The 19,115-nt window shown below is 48.3% G+C and carries 13 protein-coding genes; all 13 read left to right on the top strand.

All coding sequences use genetic code 11. The annotated features are described in order from the left end of the window. Window positions 1-13: 13 nt before the first annotated feature. The 13 genes from GON05_RS04890 to GON05_RS04950 all read left to right on the top strand — a co-directional run bounded on the left by GON05_RS04890 (window position 14) and on the right by GON05_RS04950 (window position 19,097). Window positions 14-997 (top strand): aldose 1-epimerase, encoded by a 984-nt coding sequence (locus tag GON05_RS04890; protein WP_157318098.1) that lies wholly within the window; start codon window positions 14-16, stop codon window positions 995-997. 13 nt (window positions 998-1,010) lie between these two features. Continuing rightward, window positions 1,011-2,111 (top strand): Gfo/Idh/MocA family protein, encoded by a 1,101-nt coding sequence (locus GON05_RS04895; RefSeq protein WP_246238830.1) that lies wholly within the window; start codon window positions 1,011-1,013, stop codon window positions 2,109-2,111. A 27-nt stretch (window positions 2,112-2,138) separates the two neighbouring features. Next, window positions 2,139-3,041: a sugar phosphate isomerase/epimerase family protein gene (locus GON05_RS04900; RefSeq protein WP_157318099.1), complete on the top strand. Its 903-nt coding sequence runs from the start codon at window positions 2,139-2,141 to the stop codon at window positions 3,039-3,041. A 28-nt stretch (window positions 3,042-3,069) separates the two neighbouring features. Continuing rightward, entirely contained in the window at window positions 3,070-4,164 is a 1,095-nt protein-coding gene (locus tag GON05_RS04905) for a fatty acid desaturase family protein (protein ID WP_157318100.1), read from the top strand. Then, on the top strand, window positions 4,161-4,478 hold the full coding sequence (locus tag GON05_RS04910; protein ID WP_127449195.1) for a MocE family 2Fe-2S type ferredoxin: 318 nt from the start codon (window positions 4,161-4,163) through the stop codon (window positions 4,476-4,478). Before GON05_RS04905 ends, GON05_RS04910 begins: the two co-directional genes overlap by 4 nt. 419 nt (window positions 4,479-4,897) lie before the next feature. After that, window positions 4,898-8,161, top strand: coding sequence for an S-layer homology domain-containing protein (locus GON05_RS04915; RefSeq protein ID WP_157318101.1), 3,264 nt, complete (start codon window positions 4,898-4,900; stop codon window positions 8,159-8,161). 154 nt (window positions 8,162-8,315) lie between these two features. Next, complete coding sequence (locus GON05_RS04920) at window positions 8,316-9,641, top strand: Gfo/Idh/MocA family protein (RefSeq protein ID WP_157318102.1); 1,326 nt, start codon at window positions 8,316-8,318, stop codon at window positions 9,639-9,641. Further along, complete coding sequence (locus tag GON05_RS04925) at window positions 9,634-11,625, top strand: alpha/beta hydrolase family protein (protein WP_181646416.1); 1,992 nt, start codon at window positions 9,634-9,636, stop codon at window positions 11,623-11,625. Before GON05_RS04920 ends, GON05_RS04925 begins: the two co-directional genes overlap by 8 nt. 13 nt (window positions 11,626-11,638) lie before the next feature. Beyond that, entirely contained in the window at window positions 11,639-12,313 is a 675-nt protein-coding gene (locus GON05_RS04930; RefSeq protein WP_157318103.1) for an aspartate/glutamate racemase family protein, read from the top strand. Next, window positions 12,307-13,566 (top strand): RuBisCO large subunit C-terminal-like domain-containing protein, encoded by a 1,260-nt coding sequence (locus GON05_RS04935; protein WP_181646417.1) that lies wholly within the window; start codon window positions 12,307-12,309, stop codon window positions 13,564-13,566. The genes GON05_RS04930 and GON05_RS04935 overlap by 7 nt, the downstream gene beginning before the upstream one ends. Window positions 13,567-13,603: 37 nt before the next feature. Then, a complete protein-coding gene (locus GON05_RS04940) occupies window positions 13,604-14,962 on the top strand; it encodes a four-carbon acid sugar kinase family protein (RefSeq protein ID WP_157318104.1) in 1,359 nt (452 codons plus the stop codon). Between the two features lie 32 nt (window positions 14,963-14,994). Continuing rightward, entirely contained in the window at window positions 14,995-16,917 is a 1,923-nt protein-coding gene (locus tag GON05_RS04945; protein ID WP_246238832.1) for an ABC transporter ATP-binding protein, read from the top strand. 47 nt (window positions 16,918-16,964) lie between these two features. Further along, entirely contained in the window at window positions 16,965-19,097 is a 2,133-nt protein-coding gene (locus GON05_RS04950) for a hypothetical protein (protein ID WP_157318105.1), read from the top strand. Window positions 19,098-19,115: the final 18 nt, after the last annotated feature.

Here is a 19,115-nt window from a genome sequence, read left to right on the forward strand (position 1 = left end):
AAAGGAGGGGCAAATGAGTACATATTGGGCTGGCCCCTTACACAAAGAGGGATTCTCCATCATTCGGTTAACCGATGAGGAAAGCCGTGCCTCCGCGGAGCTAATCCCGGCAATCGGCAATAATCTTTATCGTTTCACGTGCGATGGGGTTGAAGTTCTCATGCCGCCTGCGAGCTTAAGCTCGTTATGGCATGAACCCAATGAGGTGTTTAAATACGGGACACCACTATTATCTCCGCCGAATAGGGTTCGAAACGGTCGTTTTTTATTCAAAGGTCGTGAATATAAGCTGCCTCTGAACGAGCCTCCTGATCATCATTTGCATGGTGAAATATGTTCAAAAGCATGGAAAGTGGTAGGCTACGGCGCTTCCGAGAAGGAAGGGGCCTGGGTTACCAGCCAATTTCGTTACGCTGATTATCCTGAGATTATGGGCTATTTTCCTCATATGCTGGTCTTTACAATGACGTATCGGCTGAAGGCTGGCCGACTTTATATGGAAGGGGGGATTGAAAATAAAGGCGTGGAGGAGGCTCCGTTCGCATTTGGGCTGCACCCTTATTTTGCAGTACCGTTCGGGGACGGAGAAGAGATTTCACTTCGTGTACCTGCGGCTGCGGAATGGCCCGTTACGAACCAAGCGTTCGTCATAGGCACGCCGGAGGAATCAGCATTCAGCAGAGAGTTGTTACAAGGTGCTGATATCGAGAACTACCCGCTGCTTGGCTGTTCTCTGATAACCATGAGTCAGGATGGGGATCGAACATGCCGGATTGAGATGAAAAATCAAGACTATACGATTGCTTACCAGTTCGATCAAACCTTTCCTTATGTGGTCTTATTTCGACCGGATTGGGCATCAGCTTATTCTTTGGAGCCTTACACCTATGTTACGGATGCCTTCAATCTCCCTTACGAACATGAACTGACAGGAGCCCGGGGCATACGGGCAGGTGAACAAGTCCTATTCACGACAGGGATGTGGATTGAAAAATAAGGAGGCGCTGCGTTTGATTAACTTAGACTTGAATATCAGGCCGGAATGGCCGGCACGCAAAGATTTCCGTATTGGGTGCATCGGTTCCGGGTTCATTATGCGAGACTGCCATCTTGTGGCTTATCGCGATGCCGGTTTTAATCCGGTGGCGATCGCATCGCGAACCTACGATAACGCCAAAGCCGTTGCAGAACTGCGGAACATTAAAACTGTGCACAGGACGTGGGAGGAGCTCGTTCAAGATGAGCAAATCGAGATTCTGGATATTGCTTTTCCTCCTGACCGGCAGCTTGAAGTTGTTCGTCTCGCCGTACAGATGAAGCATATCAAGGGCATTTTGTGTCAAAAACCGTTGGCGATGAACTCTAAGGAAGCTAAGAAAATCGTGGACTTGTGCGAGAATGCGGGTATCAAAATCGCCGTCAATTCCAACATGCGGTATGACCAATCGATGCGTGCCCTCAAGACTATACTTGACCGAGGATACCTGGGTCAGCCTGTGCTGGCGTCGATCGATATGCGCGCGATTCCGCATTGGCAGGATTTTCTGCATAAGTATGAACACCTCGAAATGTTGAATATGGGCATTCATCATATCGATGTGTTCAGGTATTTGTTCGGCGATCCGGAGAGGGTTACAGCCGTTACGCGCAGCGACCCCCGCACCAAATTCCCGCATATAGACGGGATATCGCAATATACATTCCAGTATGCGAACGAGTTAATGGCAACGAGTCTCGATGACGTCTGGGCATGGCCTGGGGAAGGCACTGAGAAGGACATTTATATCAAATGGCGGGTTGAGGGACTGGACGGCATGGCACAGGGCACGATCGGGTGGCCGGTTTACCCGGAGAGATCCCCGAGCACACTGGCGTTTACAACTAGACAAGCGCCGAATCAGTGGTTCCGACCGACGTGGGAGGAAGTCTGGTTTCCGGATGCGTTCCAAGGTACGATGGCGCAGCTGCTGCGGGCCGTTGAGACAGACAGCGAGCCGGAAATCGGCGGACGAGACAACTTGAAATCCATGGCGGCAGTTGATGCTTGTTACAAGTCAATTGCCGAAGGCAGGACGGTTTTATTTTCTGAAGTCACAACTTCATTTCAATAAAATAGACTTTCGAGGAGGAAATTTCTAATGATCTCAGTCGGTATTTTTAACGGGTACTATCCGTATTCCTTGGAGGAATCCATTTCCCGCATGAAAAGGGACGGATTTTCCTGTGTTCAACTGGATTTGTCCTTCAAAGACATGGACCTTGCCTACGAATCGCTTACAAAGGAAAAATGCCACCGGATTCGCGATGCCTTCCGTGATGCCAATTTGCCGATCGTCTGTATTTCCGGTTATACGAACATCATTCATCCAGACCCAAAGAAACGTGAACAAAACCTGTTCGGTCTGCAGACTTTGCTGAAATTTGCCCGCGATTTGGGGACGCCTTATGTCATCAGTGAGACGGGGACCTACAACACGGAAAGCGATTGGGTGTGGGACCCGAAAAATGGCTCGGAAGAAGCTTACGAAGAGACGTGCCGTCAAATTGAGGCTTTAGCCAAGTTTGCTTATGACCATGGATCGGTATTCCTTGTGGAAAACTACGTAAATAACGTAATCGGTTCCGTTGACGCGCTGACTCGTTTATTCTCCGATGTGAATCATCCAGGGCTTGGCCTGCTGATGGACCCGACGAACTATTTCACGGACAGCAACATTGGCCACGTCGACGAGACGTTGAACCGCATTTTCCATACGCTCGGGGATAAAATTAAAATTGCCCATGCCAAGGACTGCAAGCCTGCGGAAGATTTGTCGGAGAAACATGCGGAAATCGACGCCGTCGAGTCGCATACCTTCCGTGGTGCAGGCGCCGTTGAGCTTCCAGCTCCTGGACTTGGCATTCTGAACTATGACTTATATTTGCAAAAGCTGTCTAAGCTTCACCCGAATATTCCCATTATTATCGAGCATCTGGATGAGCAGGATATCCCGCGTGCGAAAAAGTTCCTTGACGACAAGCTGAAAGCAATCGGCGGTTAAAAGGTAAAGGATGAGGGAGTGAATTGACATGTCTGTAAAAAAGAAAAAAAGGGACTACAGCATTACTGGAGCTGAGAATAAACGGGCAATTGAGCTCGGGCTGGCGGAGGCGGAATGGTATACGTGCCCGATCCCTCGTCAGCGGATGAAAGAATTGATGAAACGGAAAGATGGCCCGGCCATTCGCGACACCATCATTTGGATTGGCGGACTTTTCATTTTGGGATATCTCGCCTTTTTGTCGTGGGGAACCTGGTGGGCTATTCCCGCCTTTCTCGCTTATGGCATTCTCTATGCGACCCCAGGCGATTCCAGATGGCACGAGTGCGGCCATGGAACGGCATTCAAGACGCCTTGGATGAACGAGGTCGTGTATCAATTCGCGTCTTTTCTCGTCTTGAGGTCCGCCACACCTTGGCGGTGGAGCCATGCCCGCCATCATACGGATACGATCATCGTGGGACGTGATCCGGAAATTATTACCGAACGGCCGCCAATTTGGAAAATCCTCATTATGCAAATTTTTCATCTGTATGGCGGTCCTATCGAAATCAAACGTTTTTTTCTGCATACGTTTGGCAAGTTGGATGAGCAGGAGAATGAATACATTCCCTCCTCTCAGCACCGGAAAACATTCCGCGAAGCGCGCATTTATATGCTCATTATTCTTGCTGTCTTGGCAGGATGCTTGTTCACTGGGAGCCTATTGCCCGCAATGTTCGTGTTTCTGCCTTCGTTTTACGGTGGAATCGTCGTGCTGCTGTTTGGTGTTACGCAGCATCTAGGTCTCTATGAAGATGTGCTCGACCATCGGTTAAACACACGGACGGTTTATATGAATCCGATTTTCCGCTTTCTCTATTGGAACATGAATTATCATACGGAGCACCATATGTTTCCGATGGTCCCTTACCATGCGCTGCCAAAGCTGCATGAAGAAATGAAATCCGATTGTCCGGCAGCCAGGCCAAGTCTGTGGGCAGCTCTGAAAGAGGTTGTTGGCGCACTAAGAAAGCAGAAGCAAGATCCTGCTTACGTTGTGGTGAAACCACTGCCCAAAACGGCGCGCCCTTATATGTACGGGCCTGCTCATGCATTAGAAGAAAGGAGCGAATTAGGATGAGTCTCGGAGAATGGATTGAAGCCTGCCCTGCAGACGAGGTGGAGATCGAAGATGTTATCCGTTTCGATCATCAGGATCGGACGTTTGCGATTTATCGCACGGAGAAAGGCGACTACTATGCCTCGGATGGTTTTTGCACCCATGGCAAATTTCATTTGTCCAATGGTTTAGTCATGGGCAATCAAATTGAGTGCCCTAAGCATAATGGCCGTTTTGACATCCCCACGGGTGTCGCGAAACGTGTGCCTGCTTGTGTGGATTTGCAGACGTATCCGGTGAAAATAGAAGCGGGGAAAGTATTTATTCAAATTTGAGCTTGTAGTTCAAGCACGTGTGCTTGATGAACCCTGACGAAGGAGGCTTTGTCAGGGTTTTTTGCGAGTGCCTCCTCAGACCGATAGCCTCTCAAATTCAACCGAATATGGCGGAATAGCGTCTCCAGAGTCCGTAAGAAAAGTAGCTACTTGGAAGGGCTGGAGGATGAGCGGCTATTGGTGGGATACGTGGAATTTTAACTAGCCCAAAATAGACCATCAACGACAGGATGAATAAAACAACCTATAAAATTGCACAAAAGCCCCCATAATTTGGTCGCGTTTTTGTAATAAAGTTAGTCCATGCAAGAAAATGAACGAATGAGAGCGGGGCTGATTACTTTGAGGCATTAGTTTTGTTCCACACATAATGTAAGCGTTTTAAAACGGGGTATCATCATAATAGGGAGGTGCACGAAATGAGGAAAGAACTTGCTCTGTTACTATCATTTATGCTGCTATGTTACTGTTTTGCCCCTTTAGTCAGTGCAGAAGAAGCTGCTGCACCACAAACGTCATCCACAACGACGGCGACACCAGCACCAAAATCAACAACAAAACCAGCGGCAACGAAACCAGCAGCTTCTTCTTCAAGCGTAACTGCCGACACTTATTTAGCTGACCAGCTCAGTGATTTAAAAAGTCTTTCGAAGGATGACAAGAAAAAAATCAGCGCTCTCCTAAAAATGGACGCGATTGAGAAGTCATCTGGGGAAACTTTTGGTGTGGATGATACCATCAATCGAGCACAGTTAGCAAAAACGGCAACACTCGTTTTGGGATTGACCATGGACAATACGGCTAAGGGATCAAGTTTCACGGATGTCCAAACGAATGATGCATCACGAATCTATATTGAAGCACTAAAGAAAGCGAATCTGACCTACGACGTGGTTGATAACAAATTCAATCCGACAGCGGTCGTGACCCGCCAAGAGCTGGCAATGCTGCTGATCAAAGGACTTGGCCTAGATGATAAGGCAAAAGCGGCAGCTCCTAGTAAAGATGCGACGGTAGACGCGAATTATAAAAGCTATGTCACCTACGCCCTGCAGCAAAAGCTCATGACCAATCAGACAGGCGGCAAATTCGGCGGCAACGTTAACGTGACTCGAAAAACACTGGCACTTGCTGCTTATGCAGCGCTGCAGCTTCATCTGACAACGGCTAAGCCTGCTAAAGCTTCGATTGCGGAAGTAAAAGTTATCGGGAAAAATAAGCTAACCGTAAGATTGAATCGTGAAGTTGACAGCAATAAGGCTGTTCTGAACGTGACGAAAATGGGTTATTTAGATTCGGACAACAAGCCTGTTAAATTCGAACCCATCACTTCATGGTCTGATGACAGCACGATAGCAACGCTTGAAATGAGTGATGATTTAGAATTTGCGCAATATCAAGTTATCTTAAGCGGCGTGGATGTTGAAAACGGCACGATGGGTTTTATCGCTGAGAATGAACGGGCTGCTAAATTCGAATTCGTTACAGATACGGAGAAGTTGCCATGGTCTAAGGCGCTGATTTCTTATAAGGCACTTAATCAATATGGCGAGACAATGAAGTTATCGGCAAGCAATGTGAACGTGTATGTAAGCGCACCGAAAAAAGTTCAATCAACTATTTTGGCCGACAGCAATGCAATTATTTTGGATTTAAGCGATTTACGTCCAGATGATGCGATTACAGTTAATGTGCTGGAGAAAAGTGGATATCTAAATGTCATCAAAACATTCACGATCGGTGACATGCCGCAAGTGAAGAAAGTCGACTTAGGTGATCCGAAAAACAATTTGAAGTTGCCGGTCGGACAACTCGTGTTTCAAGCCGGAGGGCGGGCATACCTCACCTTTAAGGCTTATGACCAGTACGGCAATCGAATTGTAGATCCTAAAATTTTGAATATGGGAATATTCAAATCTTTTACCGGGGCACTTGGTAATGTTTTCAAAACGGATGATCCTAATGACTTCGTTGATTTCGATAACGATGGCTATCCGGAATTGCAATTGGTCGTCTATTCGGATTTGGACAGCAATAAAGAAGTGACGCTAAATTTAATGTTTAACGGCGAGCAGATATCACAAACATTAAATGTAGCAGCGCCGAAGACAGCTTACTCCGTTGTAATCGGACCCGTACTCACGCCATTGACAGAAGGCGATAAAGATAAAGCGATAAGCTTGAAAATCATCGATTCGTCAAACCAGGAGTTAACTTCAACAGAAATAGCTGCGCTAGAAACAGCTGGCAAAATCTCCGTATATGCTACAGGAGGCCTTGTAGTAGAAGCGAGTCCGAATACCCGTACAGATCCGAAAACAAATATTACGCGCAATGTAGGAATAGACCTTAATGGTACTATTCACGTCAAACAGGTGACGTCGGCAGGACCAGCCACGATTTATGTCCGAGTGAACGGTCTCGATCAAACGTTTAGCCTTCCTATGATGATCGAACCGGCTCGTAAGCCTAATTCCATCAAGCTGGATGAAGGAAACTCGGCAAGAACCATTTTGTTAATCAATTCCTTGTCGCAAGCGAAAACGAGTGGCGTATTCAAAATTTATGATCAGTTCGACCAAGTGTATTCGACTAAACGCGACGATTATAAAGTTGAAATGAAACTTGAAAAGCTGAGCGGTGTTACAGGAGCTGTTTATACCACAGGAGCGGTGACGCTTACTGATGCTACTCCCGTTGTTTTAAGGGAGATTACGGATATTGTCAAAGCCAGCGGAGGTGACGGTCAATCCATCACGTTCAAACCGGATCCCGTCAAAAAAGGCAGCTACAAATTAACTGCTACGTTAGTTCATTTGGATGGAAGCGGGCAGATCCAAGAAAGGCTCAGCAACGACTCAATCATTGTTGATGTCGATGATATCAATAATCCGAATCTGACCTACTCTTTAGATTTAGGTTCAAGCAGCGAGCTCTTGGCGGTCGGTAGGATATTGTACGATGCAGCGAAAGTCAACAGTGTTACGAATGCGACGTACTTGTTCAGTAACTATTCGTCGCTGGCCAGAGGCGTCACCATTTTAACCAAAGATTCTGCAGGTTTGGATACAGGTCTTTCCGTTAAGGTCAGAGCGGTTACTTCCGACAATCCGAAGGCCATGGCTTATAACAACGGGAAAATTATTGGTCTCGACAGCGGAAAATTCAACCTTACCGTCTTCTTTGATACTCCGAGCGGAGTTAAGTCGCTGACACAAAGTCTTGGATCCGGTATCGACTCTATGGCCCCAACATCGATCAAAATATCTGGCGGTAACCCAAAAACGATAAGTAACGGTGCCAAACTGCAATTAAACGGTCTTTATTTGTGGGATACGCAATTAATGAATCAATTACAGGCTGCTACGAATTACGGTACATTCACTAATGTATGTAAAGACAAAGACAATAAAGCAACTACGTGCGCTGCTGCCGTTACGAATCAAGATCAAATTGGCCCAGCCAATGATTTTATCGGTTTGCAATCGTTTATTGGAGACATTATTTATAAAGAACTCGATCCAGCCAAACAAGATTCGGTGTCTGTGAATCCTAACTTTACATTATCTTATACTCGCAATCCAAAAAGCAGCGATCCTACGACGAACAATATTCAACAATTCAATATTTACCTTGTTGGTGGAACGCAGATTCTCAAATTCACAGTTATCTTAGGTTCTTAAACTTTTAATAGAAATACCCTGCCGCAACCCGGCAGGGTATTTCTATGCCCAGCCAGCCCAGACAGGATTGACCTATAATGACAGTCGTTTTCACTAATGGTTTGCCATTCGCAACTTTGTATACTTAACAGTAGAAGCAAGGAGGGATAACATCATGGCGAAGAAAAAATACGTGATTTGCGGCGTGAGCACGAGGGCAAACGGCATGTTTATTCGTCCAATGCTGGAGACGTTCCATCAGCATTGCGAGATTGTCGGCTTGTTGGATGCGGACCCAAGCCGCTTTGCGAATTGCTTTAGGAAATTTCCGGCGCTGGCAGGGACACCTGTATACGCTCCGTCTCAATTTGAGCAGATGATTCAGGAAACGAATCCAGACGCTGTCATTGTGGCAGGAGTGGATTACACCCATGCGGATTATATAGTAGGGGGCTTGCAGCACCATCTGGATGTCATCTCGGAGAAACCGATGGTGACGACCGGCGCTGATTGCAAGCGGGTTTTGGATGCTCAGCATAACAGCAGGGGCAAACTTCACGTCACTTTTAATTATCGGTATTCTCCGATTCATACAAGAATTAAGGAATTGATTCTGGAAGGCAGAATCGGCCGGGTAACGTCGGTTGATTTGAATTGGTACATTGATACGTATCATGGTGCAAGCTATTTCAAAAGATGGAACCGCAAACGCAGCAACTCCGGTGGGTTATCGATTCATAAGAGCACACATCATTTTGATCTTGTGAACTGGTGGATCGGCCAGAAACCATTGGAAGCGTTCGCATATGGCGCGCTGAACTATTTTGGTCCAGATGGGGAGTTCAATCCCGTCAAGGAAGACGGCAGACACTGCGGGACGTGCAGGGTCAAATCGTCCTGTGCGTATTTCATGCGATGGTCATCACGGAGCAAAGAGGTTGTACCGCCAGACGACCATGTGAATGCGGTTGATATTAAGCCTGATAACTTTACAGGATATCGTCCGGACGGTTGCATTTTCGATGATGAAATTGATATTGAGGATACGTATGCAGCTGTAGTTAAGTACGATAAAGGCGCTATCTTAAGTTATTCCGTGAATTTCTCGGTGCCGTACGAGGGTTATCGTCTGGCTATTAATGGGACAAAAGGCAGGATTGAAACAAAGGAAATCATGTCCGGGCGCGCTGCTTTCCATGTGCCTGAGCAAACGATTGACTACTTCCCGCTGTTCGGGGGTAAAGAAACGATACACGTTGTACCGAAAGCCGGCGGACATGGCGGTGGCGATCCGCTTATTTTGGAGGATTTATTCCTGGGACCTGATCCGCTGCGTCAATATGACATTATGGCGGGTGCAGAGGCAGGGGCGCTTGCGGTGCTAACTGGCGAAGCCGTTTGGAAATCTGCGGCTGCCAATCAACCTATACGTTTAACCGATCTGTTGGTCGAGTCAGAGCTGGCAGAAGTGTCAAAAGGAGGAGGAGCTCATCGTGTTTGAAAAGTTTGAAAATGTTCAAATCGCCCATTTTGATGTGAAAAGCCAGCTGCCAAGGTGGATTTATGAATCCGCCATGCGCGCAGCAGAGAGGGGCGAGCTTGCGCGTGGTTCGATCGCAAATAAAGCCGATCTTATGCAGCGCCAGAAGGAGATCCGTGAAGGCATCCTCACGTGTATCGGTGGGCTGCCTGCTTCTGACACACCGTTAAACCCTCAAATAACGGGTACAACTTCAGGAAATGGCTTTCAAGTAGAGAAAGTGATTTTCGAACCCAGACCGCTCGTTTATGCAACGGCAAATCTCTATATACCAGATGGCGTAACCGAGCCACGTGGCGCTGTCCTTGTGTTGTGCGGACATCGCGAGCAGGCCAAACACTGCGACGAATATCAGACGGTATGTCACTATTTGGTGCATGCGGGTCTAATCGTATTGTCGCTTGATCCGGTAGGTCAAGGGGAGCGCTTCGGCTTCTATGCTCCTGAAACAGGGCAAGCGCCAATGACGAGCGTAACCGAGCATGAAAATGTAGGGCGACAATGCATGCCGGTTGGCGACAGCTTGGCGCGTTATATGCTGCACGATGCTATGCGAGCCATTGATTATTTGTGCACGAGAAAAGAAGTGGATCCGCAAAGGATCGGAGTAACGGGGCATTCAGGCGGCGGCACCCAAACATCGCTGCTTATGATGGCCGACGAGCGCATCGCTGCTGCAGCCCCGGGCGGATTTATCATGAACAGGCCGTATTTTCTCCTGACCGGCAAAGCGCAAGATGCCGAACAGAAGTGGCCTGGCTTCTCAGCGCTAGGCTTTGATCACGAAGATATCGTGCTGGCGATGGCGCCACGCCCTGTACGTGTGCTCGCTACGACGTATGATTCCGTCCCGATTGAAGCTCCACGCCATAACGTAGCGGTTAACCGTAGATTCTGGGACATGTATGACAAAGGGGAGCTGCTGGACATTTTTGAAGATGAAAATGCTCATCGCTTTTCGATCCCGCTCGCCCGTGCGGCAGCAGAGTTCTTTTCGGAACAACTGTTGGGTCGTAAGGTTACTCCGCAGGATGATGGTATTCAATTGCTGCCTGCGGATCAGCTTCACTGCACGCAGAGCGGGCAGGTGATCGGCGAATGTCCGAGTGCCCGCAATACACACGACGAGAACAACGAACGGCTGGCGCAGCTGGAGAAAGCGCGCAATGAACTGCCGGAAGATCTGCGCAAGAAGCAGGCATTGAAGTGGCTGCGAAATGCCGTGTACTTCAATCGCAAGCCATGTGACCTGAATCCGCGTCTTTCCGGAGGCGGTGAGGTGGAGAATCTGTGGGCGCTTAGGACGGTATGGTGGAGCCAACGAGGTTTGCTCAATAATGCTTTGCAATTTTTCCCGGCTGAAGCAGCGGGCCGCAAGCTGCCCGTTACCATCGCTGTCTGGGATGGAGGGACCAAACAAACGAATGCGCATGCCAAATGGATCGAGGAGACCTGCGCAGCCGGACGTATTGCCCTGGTTCTCAATCCAGTGGGCATCGGCTCGCTTTTGCCGCACGTGAACTCGCCAGAGGAGAGACCTTACAAACGTTTCGGCATGATGGACCGCTACACGGATGAATTAATGTGGCTGGGCGATAGTATGGCAGCCGTACGAACCTACGATGTATTGAGAGCCATTGAATTAGCAGGAACTCTGAAAAATATCGATGCAGATGATATTGAACTTTACGGCAGTGGGAAGTATGCCATCTATGCGGAGTTAGCGGCATTGCTCGATTCACGCGTCCAACGCGTATGCTTGGAAAACCGAATGAGCAGTCTTGCGCAGTGGATCAGAGAACCATTTTATGATGAGAATGATTCTTTAAGTTTCATATTGCCAGGAATGCTCCGTTATTTCGATATCCCGGATGCAGACAACTGGCTCGAACAAGAAGGCAGATTAGGAACAGCCATTAAGTATAGGAATAACACCGCAAGTTAAAGGAGGAATAGGCATGGCTACAGTTGTTGCTGTTTACACAGGTCAAGGGTTATCGGAACGTATTGGGCCGCTGTTTCGGGAGGAATTGCCGGGCTGCCGCCTCGTCAACATTATCGACGACAGTTTGATTGCCGATGTGATTCAGGCAGGTGGAGTGACTACTGCAGTAGTTCGCCGCTTGGTTCAGTATTACCGGCACGCCGAAGATATCGGCGCCGATCTCATTCTCAATACTTGCTCATCGGTAGGTGAAGCAGCGGACAGGGTACGATCATTGTTCAACATTCCGATCGTTAAAATCGACGATGACATGGCACGTCAGGTCACCAAAAATTTTAATCAAATTGGTGTGCTCGCTACATTGCCTACTACACTCGAGCCAACCAGGCAGTTGCTGCAAAGAGAAGCAGATCTTCAAAACCGGAATGTCCGTGTTGTTGACGCTTTGGCGGAAGGGGCTTATCAAGCATTAATTTCTGGACAGCCTGAGGAACATGATCGTTTGATCTATGAAGCGGCCAAATTAGTAGCCAAACAGGCGGATGTACTGGTGCTGGCTCAGGGGTCCATGGCTAGAATGGAAAAAGCGTTAAGCGAAGAAACCGGACTACCCGTTTATGCTAGCCCACGTCTTGGCATTATGGCTGTACGCGCCGAGTTGGAGAGACAGGGGAAATATCCATGTTGAAGAACGACCAAGTCATTGCCACTTATTGGCTCGAAACCGCATTTTCCTTAGAAAAGGCTTGTGAAATTATCGTCAGCGAGCAGTCTACGGGAACGTTCCTCCCGCTGCCGAATGAAACGGATAGTCTGAAGCAAGAGCATCGCGCGCAGATTTTGTCCATTCAAGAGTTGGAAAGCTCGCCTTTCCCTTCGCTCCCAGGCGCTAAGGTGCCTGCGGGAAGTAAAGGCGAATTCCGACGTGGCATTGTGAAGATTGCATTCCCCTATGTGAACATTGGGCCTTCAATTCCGAATTTGCTTGCGACTGTTGCAGGAAATCTGTATGAGCTGGAAGAGCTGTCAGGGCTTCGGCTGCTGGATCTGGATTTACCGTTGGCGTTTCAAGAACGGTATGAAGGCCCGCAGTTTGGTATTTCCGGTACAAGGGAATTGACAGGTGTGCATGGTCGGCCAATCATCGGAACGATTATTAAACCAAACATCGGATTGCCGACGGAACAGCTGCGGTTGATCGTGCGTGAATTGGCCTTGTCTGGCATTGATTTTATCAAGGACGACGAGGTGCATGGGAACCCGCCTTATGCCCCGATTGCCGAGCGTATTAAGGTGGTTATGGATGAAATAGAACGTGCTGCGGACCGAACAGGCAAAAAGACGATGTACGCTTTTAATATTACCGATGATATCGATCCTATGAAACGTCACCTGGAGACTGTCGTGAAAGCCGGAGGCAACTGTGTGATGGTCAGCATCAACAGTATCGGATTTGCTGGGCTAGCGCACCTAAGAAAGAATGCCCCCGTATGCATACATGGACACCGCAACCAATGGGGGTTGATGTCACGATACCCGTATCTTGGCATGTCTTTTGCAGCCTATCAAAAATTGTGCCGTCTGGCTGGCGTAGATCATCTTCATGTCAATGGGCTCAATAACAAGTTCTATGAAGACAATGCATCCGTCGTTGATAGCGTACGTGCTTGTATGACGCCGATGTTTGACCCATCGGACACTGTGCTTCCCGTGCTGTCATCCAAGCAATGGGCGGGGGCAGCGCCGGAAACATACAGCACACTGGGCACCGTCGATCTGATGAATATTGCCGGCGGTGGCATTCATGGGCATCCGGGCGGATCCGGGGCAGGATTCCGCAGTCTCGTGCAAGGGTGGGAGGCAGCCTTGGAGGGAATTCCTCTGCATCTGCATGCCGATAAACATCCTGAGTTGAAGCAAGCTTTGGCAGCATTTGGTTAAAGCCGGCCTCGAAGGGATGGAAGGGAGATGATAACGAATGCGAATCTGTTATTACGGCGATGACTTCACTGGTTCCACGGATGTGTTAGAGGCGCTCGCGACCGGCGGTTTGCGAATGATTTTATTTATGGATATGCCAGACGTATCGACTTGGCAAGAGAAATTCAGCCAGTATGACGGCTTTGGCGTGGCGGGCGTAAGCCGGACGATGAGTCCGGAAGAGATGGAGATTACGCTTCATCCCGCACTTACTGCCCTCAAGGCATTTCAAGCACCAATTGTGCATTACAAAATTTGTTCCACCTTCGATTCCTCTCCCTTAACGGGCAGCATAGGTAAGGTTATTGACATCGGACGGCGTGTGTTTCCGAAACAACGATTCACGCCTCTTCTCGCAGGCTCGCCTGCGTTAAAAAGGTATACGGTGTTTGGGAACCATTTTGCTGGAAAAGGGACGGAAATGCTGCGTTTGGATAGGCATCCCAACATGATACAGCACCCGGTTACGCCGATGCAGGAAGCGGATCTTCGGGTTCATTTGGCTGAGCAGACATCTTGCACGATCGGTCTGATGAGCGTTTTAGATTTGGAGCATCATGGAGCAATGCTGAGAGAGCGATTGAATGAGAAGCTCGATCAAGCACCCGATGTTTTGCTGTTTGATGTGTTAACGGACGATCATCTTACCAAAATCGGAGAAATATTTGCGGAAGAGAGCAAGCATGAACCGATATTGGTTATTGGTTCTTCAGGAGTGGAGTACGCGCTAGTCTCCCATTGGCAGCAGCGAGGTACACTACCCGCAATGTCTGAGCGGAGGACGGCAGAGCCTGCGGATCGGCTCCTTGTCGTATCAGGCAGTTGTTCGCCAGCGACTTGTGCGCAAATCGAATGGGCAATGGCGCACGGCTATGCGGGTATTCGCGTGCCAGCGCCTCTTTTTTTCGCAGAGGATTCGGAAGCGAAATCAGCTCAGGCTTTGCTGCTCAGCGAGGCTGAGCGATTGCTGCAGGCTGGCAAGAACGTTATTTTATATACTGCTCTAGGTCCGAATGACGAATCTATTCCGGAAACTCAGAATCTGATGCGTTTAAACGGGCACAATCTGGCAGGAAGCGGTGAGCGAATAGGCGGACGCTTGGGTGAAATGGCGAGTGCGCTTGTTCAGTCTACAGGAGTCCGGAGAGTTGTTTTGGCTGGAGGGGATACCTCAGGTTTTGCCGTAAAACGAATGAATATGTACGCGCTGGAAATGATAGCTCCTGTTGTTCCAGGAGGGCCGCTTTGTCGGGCATTTTCGCAGGATGAATGGATGGACGGTTTAGAAATCGTTTTGAAAGGCGGTCAAGTTGGACCACCGGATTTCTTCGATCGGGTGCTTCGCGGGTCATCTTGACTGCCGATCCACGGAAAGAAAGAAGGTTTGATATGCAGAAGGACACAAAATCCCATCTCATACGACGTTATTTTAAGTTTCTAAAACCGTACCGGTACATGATCATGACCATTGTTGGGCTCGGTATTCTGCAATTTGTCGTCCCCATGACGGTACCTTGGATGACCAAAGTTCTGATTGACGAAGTTCTTCCGCGTAAAGAAAGCTCATGGACATTGTCGAAGGTAATTGGGGTTCTGGGAGGCGTTTACGTTTTCGGAACAGCGGTTAATTATGTGCGTCAATGGGTGATGGCCAAAATGGGGAATTCCATGGTCATCGATATCCGCTTTCAGCTATATGAACATATGCAAAAGCTTTCTCAGCGGTTTTACGACAGCCGTCAGGTCGGAAGCATCGTCTCCAGAATACTGAACGATGTAAACGGCGCTCAGAATCTGGTCGGCTCAGGTGTTATTAATCTGGCGATTGACTTCTTCCTGGTGCTGTTCGCCGGATTTATGCTGTTTCATATGGATTGGAAACTGGCGTTGTTGTCGCTATGGCTGCTTCCTGTCTATTATTTAACGTTTACGAACATTAATGTGCATATTCGCTACGCATGGCGCTCTGTCCATCGGCAGATGGAACGAATGTCAGGCGTGCTTGTCGAGCGAATTGCCGGGATGAAGGTTGTTCAGGCGTTTAGCCGGGAACGCATGGAGCTAAACCGGTTCAAGAAGCAAGCATCGGCTCATTTTGGCTATGCGATGACGGCTCAATTTTTATCCAACACGCTTGGCCGCATTAGTCAAACCTTTCAGGATTTCGGCGGGCTGATCATTTGGTTCGTTGGAGGGACAATGGTCATTCGGGGCAACATGTCGGTAGGGGAATTAATCGCCTTCCAAGCTTATTTATCCCAGATGTATGGCCCAATTCAGCGTTTTTCGGATGTGAATGTTACGATTCAGAATTCACTTGCCAACGTGGAACGAATTTTTGAAGTGTTCGATATTGAACCTGAAATTAAGAACAATGACAATCCCTTGCCTCTAAAAACGTGTAAAGGCGACATCCAGTTTGACCAAGTCGGGTTCGATTATGTGATTGAAAGGCCTGAAAAGCAGCAAGTTGAGGTCGATCAGAAGGATAAAGATTTGGTCGAGCGCCAAAGACCTGCCAAACGGTTTTATTGGATTCCGCCAAAGATGAGGCCGGATCCGCCTCTGATGGTGTTGGAGACGAGGGCAGCTCTTAAAGGAATTAGCTTTAAAGCTTGCAGCGGAGATGTGATAGCGCTTGTCGGCCCAAGCGGCGCAGGCAAGTCTACCATTATTAATTTGCTGCTTCGTTTTTATGATCCGGACGAAGGTTCCGTTTTGCTGGACGGGGTTGATTTGCGAAATTATGATCTGCATGACCTGCGCAGCCACATGGCGCTTGTGCTTCAGGATAATATTCTGTTTTCCGGAACCGTTTATGAGAATATTGCTTATGGCAATCCGAAAGCGGCAAAAGAGCAAATTATCGCTGCGGCACAAGCTGCGAACGCGCATGAATTCATCGAAGAGTGGGAGCTCGGATATGAAACGATGATTGGAGAACGCGGCGTTAGGTTATCAGGCGGACAAAAACAACGTATCGCTATTGCGCGAGCGCTGCTCAAGAGTCCTCGCATCTTAATTTTGGATGAGGCCACGTCGGCACTGGATGCAGAATCTGAACATCTGGTCACTGAAGCGCTGGAGCGGTTAATGCAGGGACGTACGACGTTCGTCATCGCTCATCGTTTGGCAACTGTCGTCAGAGCCGATCAAATTCTTGTTATCGACCGGGGACGGATCGTTGAAAGAGGTAAACATCAGGTACTGCTAGCGCAACACGGGTTATATCGTGAATTATATGAAAAGCAGTTAAAGGCGATGCGGCCGGATGAGCTGATCGGCTTGGATGCATTGAAACACGAAGCGTAGAAAGGAAACTGCCGATGACTAGAATTTGTAAACGTTTCCCCAACTTCATGGCTTTTGCGATAGCCGTTATCATTAGCCTGATGTTCCTGCCGGTATCCGCATTCGCAGATGGCGGTAATCCAGACGATACCAGTGCCGCATTCGAGCAAATCCCGCTTGGCGGTAATTCTTATGCTGAGATTAAGCAGCTAAAACTTTTATCCGATCACACCGGTAATATCGTTACATTCACCCTGCATATTTCGAACGAAAGCTCAGAGAGCCTATCGCTGACTGAATATTGGATACGCTTACTAGGGAGGAATGGAGATTCATTCATCGCCAAAATGATGCCGCAGGACAAAGAAAAAACAAAAATTGCGGCGGGTTCCTCGCAAGAGTTTTCCTACTATGCCCTGGTTAATGAAGCAACCTCGCTGCATGATTTGAAGTTTCTTCTCGGGAAATGGGATTTCTCCCGCAGTCCATTCGAACGTCAAATCGGTGAAATCTCAGTGCCGGATGATTTTACACAAGTGGCACCCGCAGGAAGCTCTCAAGAGATCAAGATGTCAGGCACGATCGTGGAGGCTGCACTCTCCGATTTTAACCTTGGGAAAAATGAAAAAAACAGCTTGCCTAACGTAACCCTGAAACTGAAAAATTTAGGAAAATACAGTGTAACCGTGCCTGATTATCAGTTTAACGTTCGCACTTCGGAGGGATATACGTATCCGTTAATCGCAAAAGGATTAACCGATCTCCTCATCAACTCTCAGGAAACGAAGGAAATTACCCTTACGGGAAGTGTCCCGGCGAACGTTTCAACCGAAGGCTGGGAGATTGTTGTTACACAGTACATGCCCGATTTGAAGTTGAATGTGCCGATCGCTGACTTGGAGCTGCCGAAAGAATCGGAGCAAGAGGTGAGAAGCTCAGGCGAGGAAGTTGCGTTTACGGACGAAAATGGTTTGTACACGACAAGGATGAACGGCATGTACCGGTTGCCCTGGGAAGACACGGACATTTTGACTGCAGACTTCATGCTGATGAATAAAGGCTCGGATTCACTGCCAATTCCACAGTTGTCCGGTTACTTTTTATTGGATGGAAAAGTGAAGGTAGAGGCGAAAGTCATCATTTCGGCGAAAGTGCTGGGGCTTCCGAAAGACAGCTCCGTCGGTATGCAGATGGTGGCTAAAGTGCCATATACGTATGCATTTTCAAACATAGAGCTCGTGCTGCAGGAAAAAACGTCCGAAGGGAAAATCATCGACGTGTTGGATTTAGAGTCGCAGGCTGGTCTCCTGCATGTGCCGATTCTTGATGCGGCTTCTTCCTTTGAATTGACGGATGTAGGTTATCAATCTAAGTTCTCCATTCAAAACGTGGTGAGCTATCAAGCAGAGTCCACGGAACAATATACCGTGAGGGTGCTGGTTGAGAATCAGGAGAGGCGATTCACGAACTTGGCGAAGCTGGTTGCCAGCTTTCGAGCAGCGAACGGAACCGTTTATCCGGCGAATGTGCTGGATGTGAAGGAGAAAGTGGGTCCCGGAGAGAAAGCGCTGCTCATTGTCTCAAGCATGATTCCGAAGGGCGTTGATACAAGCGGTATGAATCTTCTGCTCGGAGAGGGTGTTCATGACGGCAAGCTGCTAACGCAAGTACCTGCAAACGATGACGACGATGATGATGACGAAGATTCGGACGACGCCGACATGTATGTGAAGCCATTTGCCTTCTGGCTGCCGCAAGAGAAGCAGGAAGTGGGGACACCACTGAAGGGGGTATCCCTTGCGCCATATACGCTCTCCATGGATCATGTCAGCACGGCACTGGATAATAACGAGCTATCCTTGAAGTTCAATTATGAGATTGTCAAGGATATGAGTACGAGCGTAAATACGGAGGGACGTAAAATTGTCTTCCAGATTAACGACACGAATGGCTTGAGGGCGATTGAATGGTCGGCGGATTTGAGTAGTTTCGAGCCCCGCGCCAATGAGGCTCCTGAGACGCCGCAATCCAAGCTGAAAGTTGGCAAACATAAGGATTTCAAAATCAGTTTGTCAAACGGAGACTTACTTTACAAGTTATCCTTCCTGAAGACGTATGATTTTAACATTTACGAAGAGTATCAAGGCCATCGGCGCTTGGTGGGGACCATGAAAAATGACTGGTTCGTTACTTCGGAGTGATACTTTGTTCAATGATCA

It is taken from the genome of Paenibacillus anseongensis (assembly GCF_009757995.1).
GTDB classification, from domain to species: Bacteria; Bacillota; Bacilli; order Paenibacillales; family NBRC-103111; genus Paenibacillus_E; species Paenibacillus_E chondroitinus.

What these genes read in the sequence shown, in the direction of transcription:
- GON05_RS04945 (WP_246238832.1), top strand. Translation starts at nt 14,995, where the DNA reads ATGCAGAAGGACACAAAATCCCATCTCATACGACGTTATTTTAAGTTT.
- GON05_RS04930 (WP_157318103.1), top strand. Translation starts at nt 11,639, where the DNA reads ATGGCTACAGTTGTTGCTGTTTACACAGGTCAAGGGTTATCGGAACGT.
- GON05_RS04890 (WP_157318098.1), top strand. Translation starts at nt 14, where the DNA reads ATGAGTACATATTGGGCTGGCCCCTTACACAAAGAGGGATTCTCCATC.
- GON05_RS04935 (WP_181646417.1), top strand. Translation starts at nt 12,307, where the DNA reads ATGTTGAAGAACGACCAAGTCATTGCCACTTATTGGCTCGAAACCGCA.
- GON05_RS04920 (WP_157318102.1), top strand. Translation starts at nt 8,316, where the DNA reads ATGGCGAAGAAAAAATACGTGATTTGCGGCGTGAGCACGAGGGCAAAC.
- GON05_RS04910 (WP_127449195.1), top strand. Translation starts at nt 4,161, where the DNA reads ATGAGTCTCGGAGAATGGATTGAAGCCTGCCCTGCAGACGAGGTGGAG.
- GON05_RS04900 (WP_157318099.1), top strand. Translation starts at nt 2,139, where the DNA reads ATGATCTCAGTCGGTATTTTTAACGGGTACTATCCGTATTCCTTGGAG.
- GON05_RS04950 (WP_157318105.1), top strand. Translation starts at nt 16,965, where the DNA reads ATGGCTTTTGCGATAGCCGTTATCATTAGCCTGATGTTCCTGCCGGTA.
- GON05_RS04905 (WP_157318100.1), top strand. Translation starts at nt 3,070, where the DNA reads ATGTCTGTAAAAAAGAAAAAAAGGGACTACAGCATTACTGGAGCTGAG.
- GON05_RS04940 (WP_157318104.1), top strand. Translation starts at nt 13,604, where the DNA reads ATGCGAATCTGTTATTACGGCGATGACTTCACTGGTTCCACGGATGTG.
- GON05_RS04915 (WP_157318101.1), top strand. Translation starts at nt 4,898, where the DNA reads ATGAGGAAAGAACTTGCTCTGTTACTATCATTTATGCTGCTATGTTAC.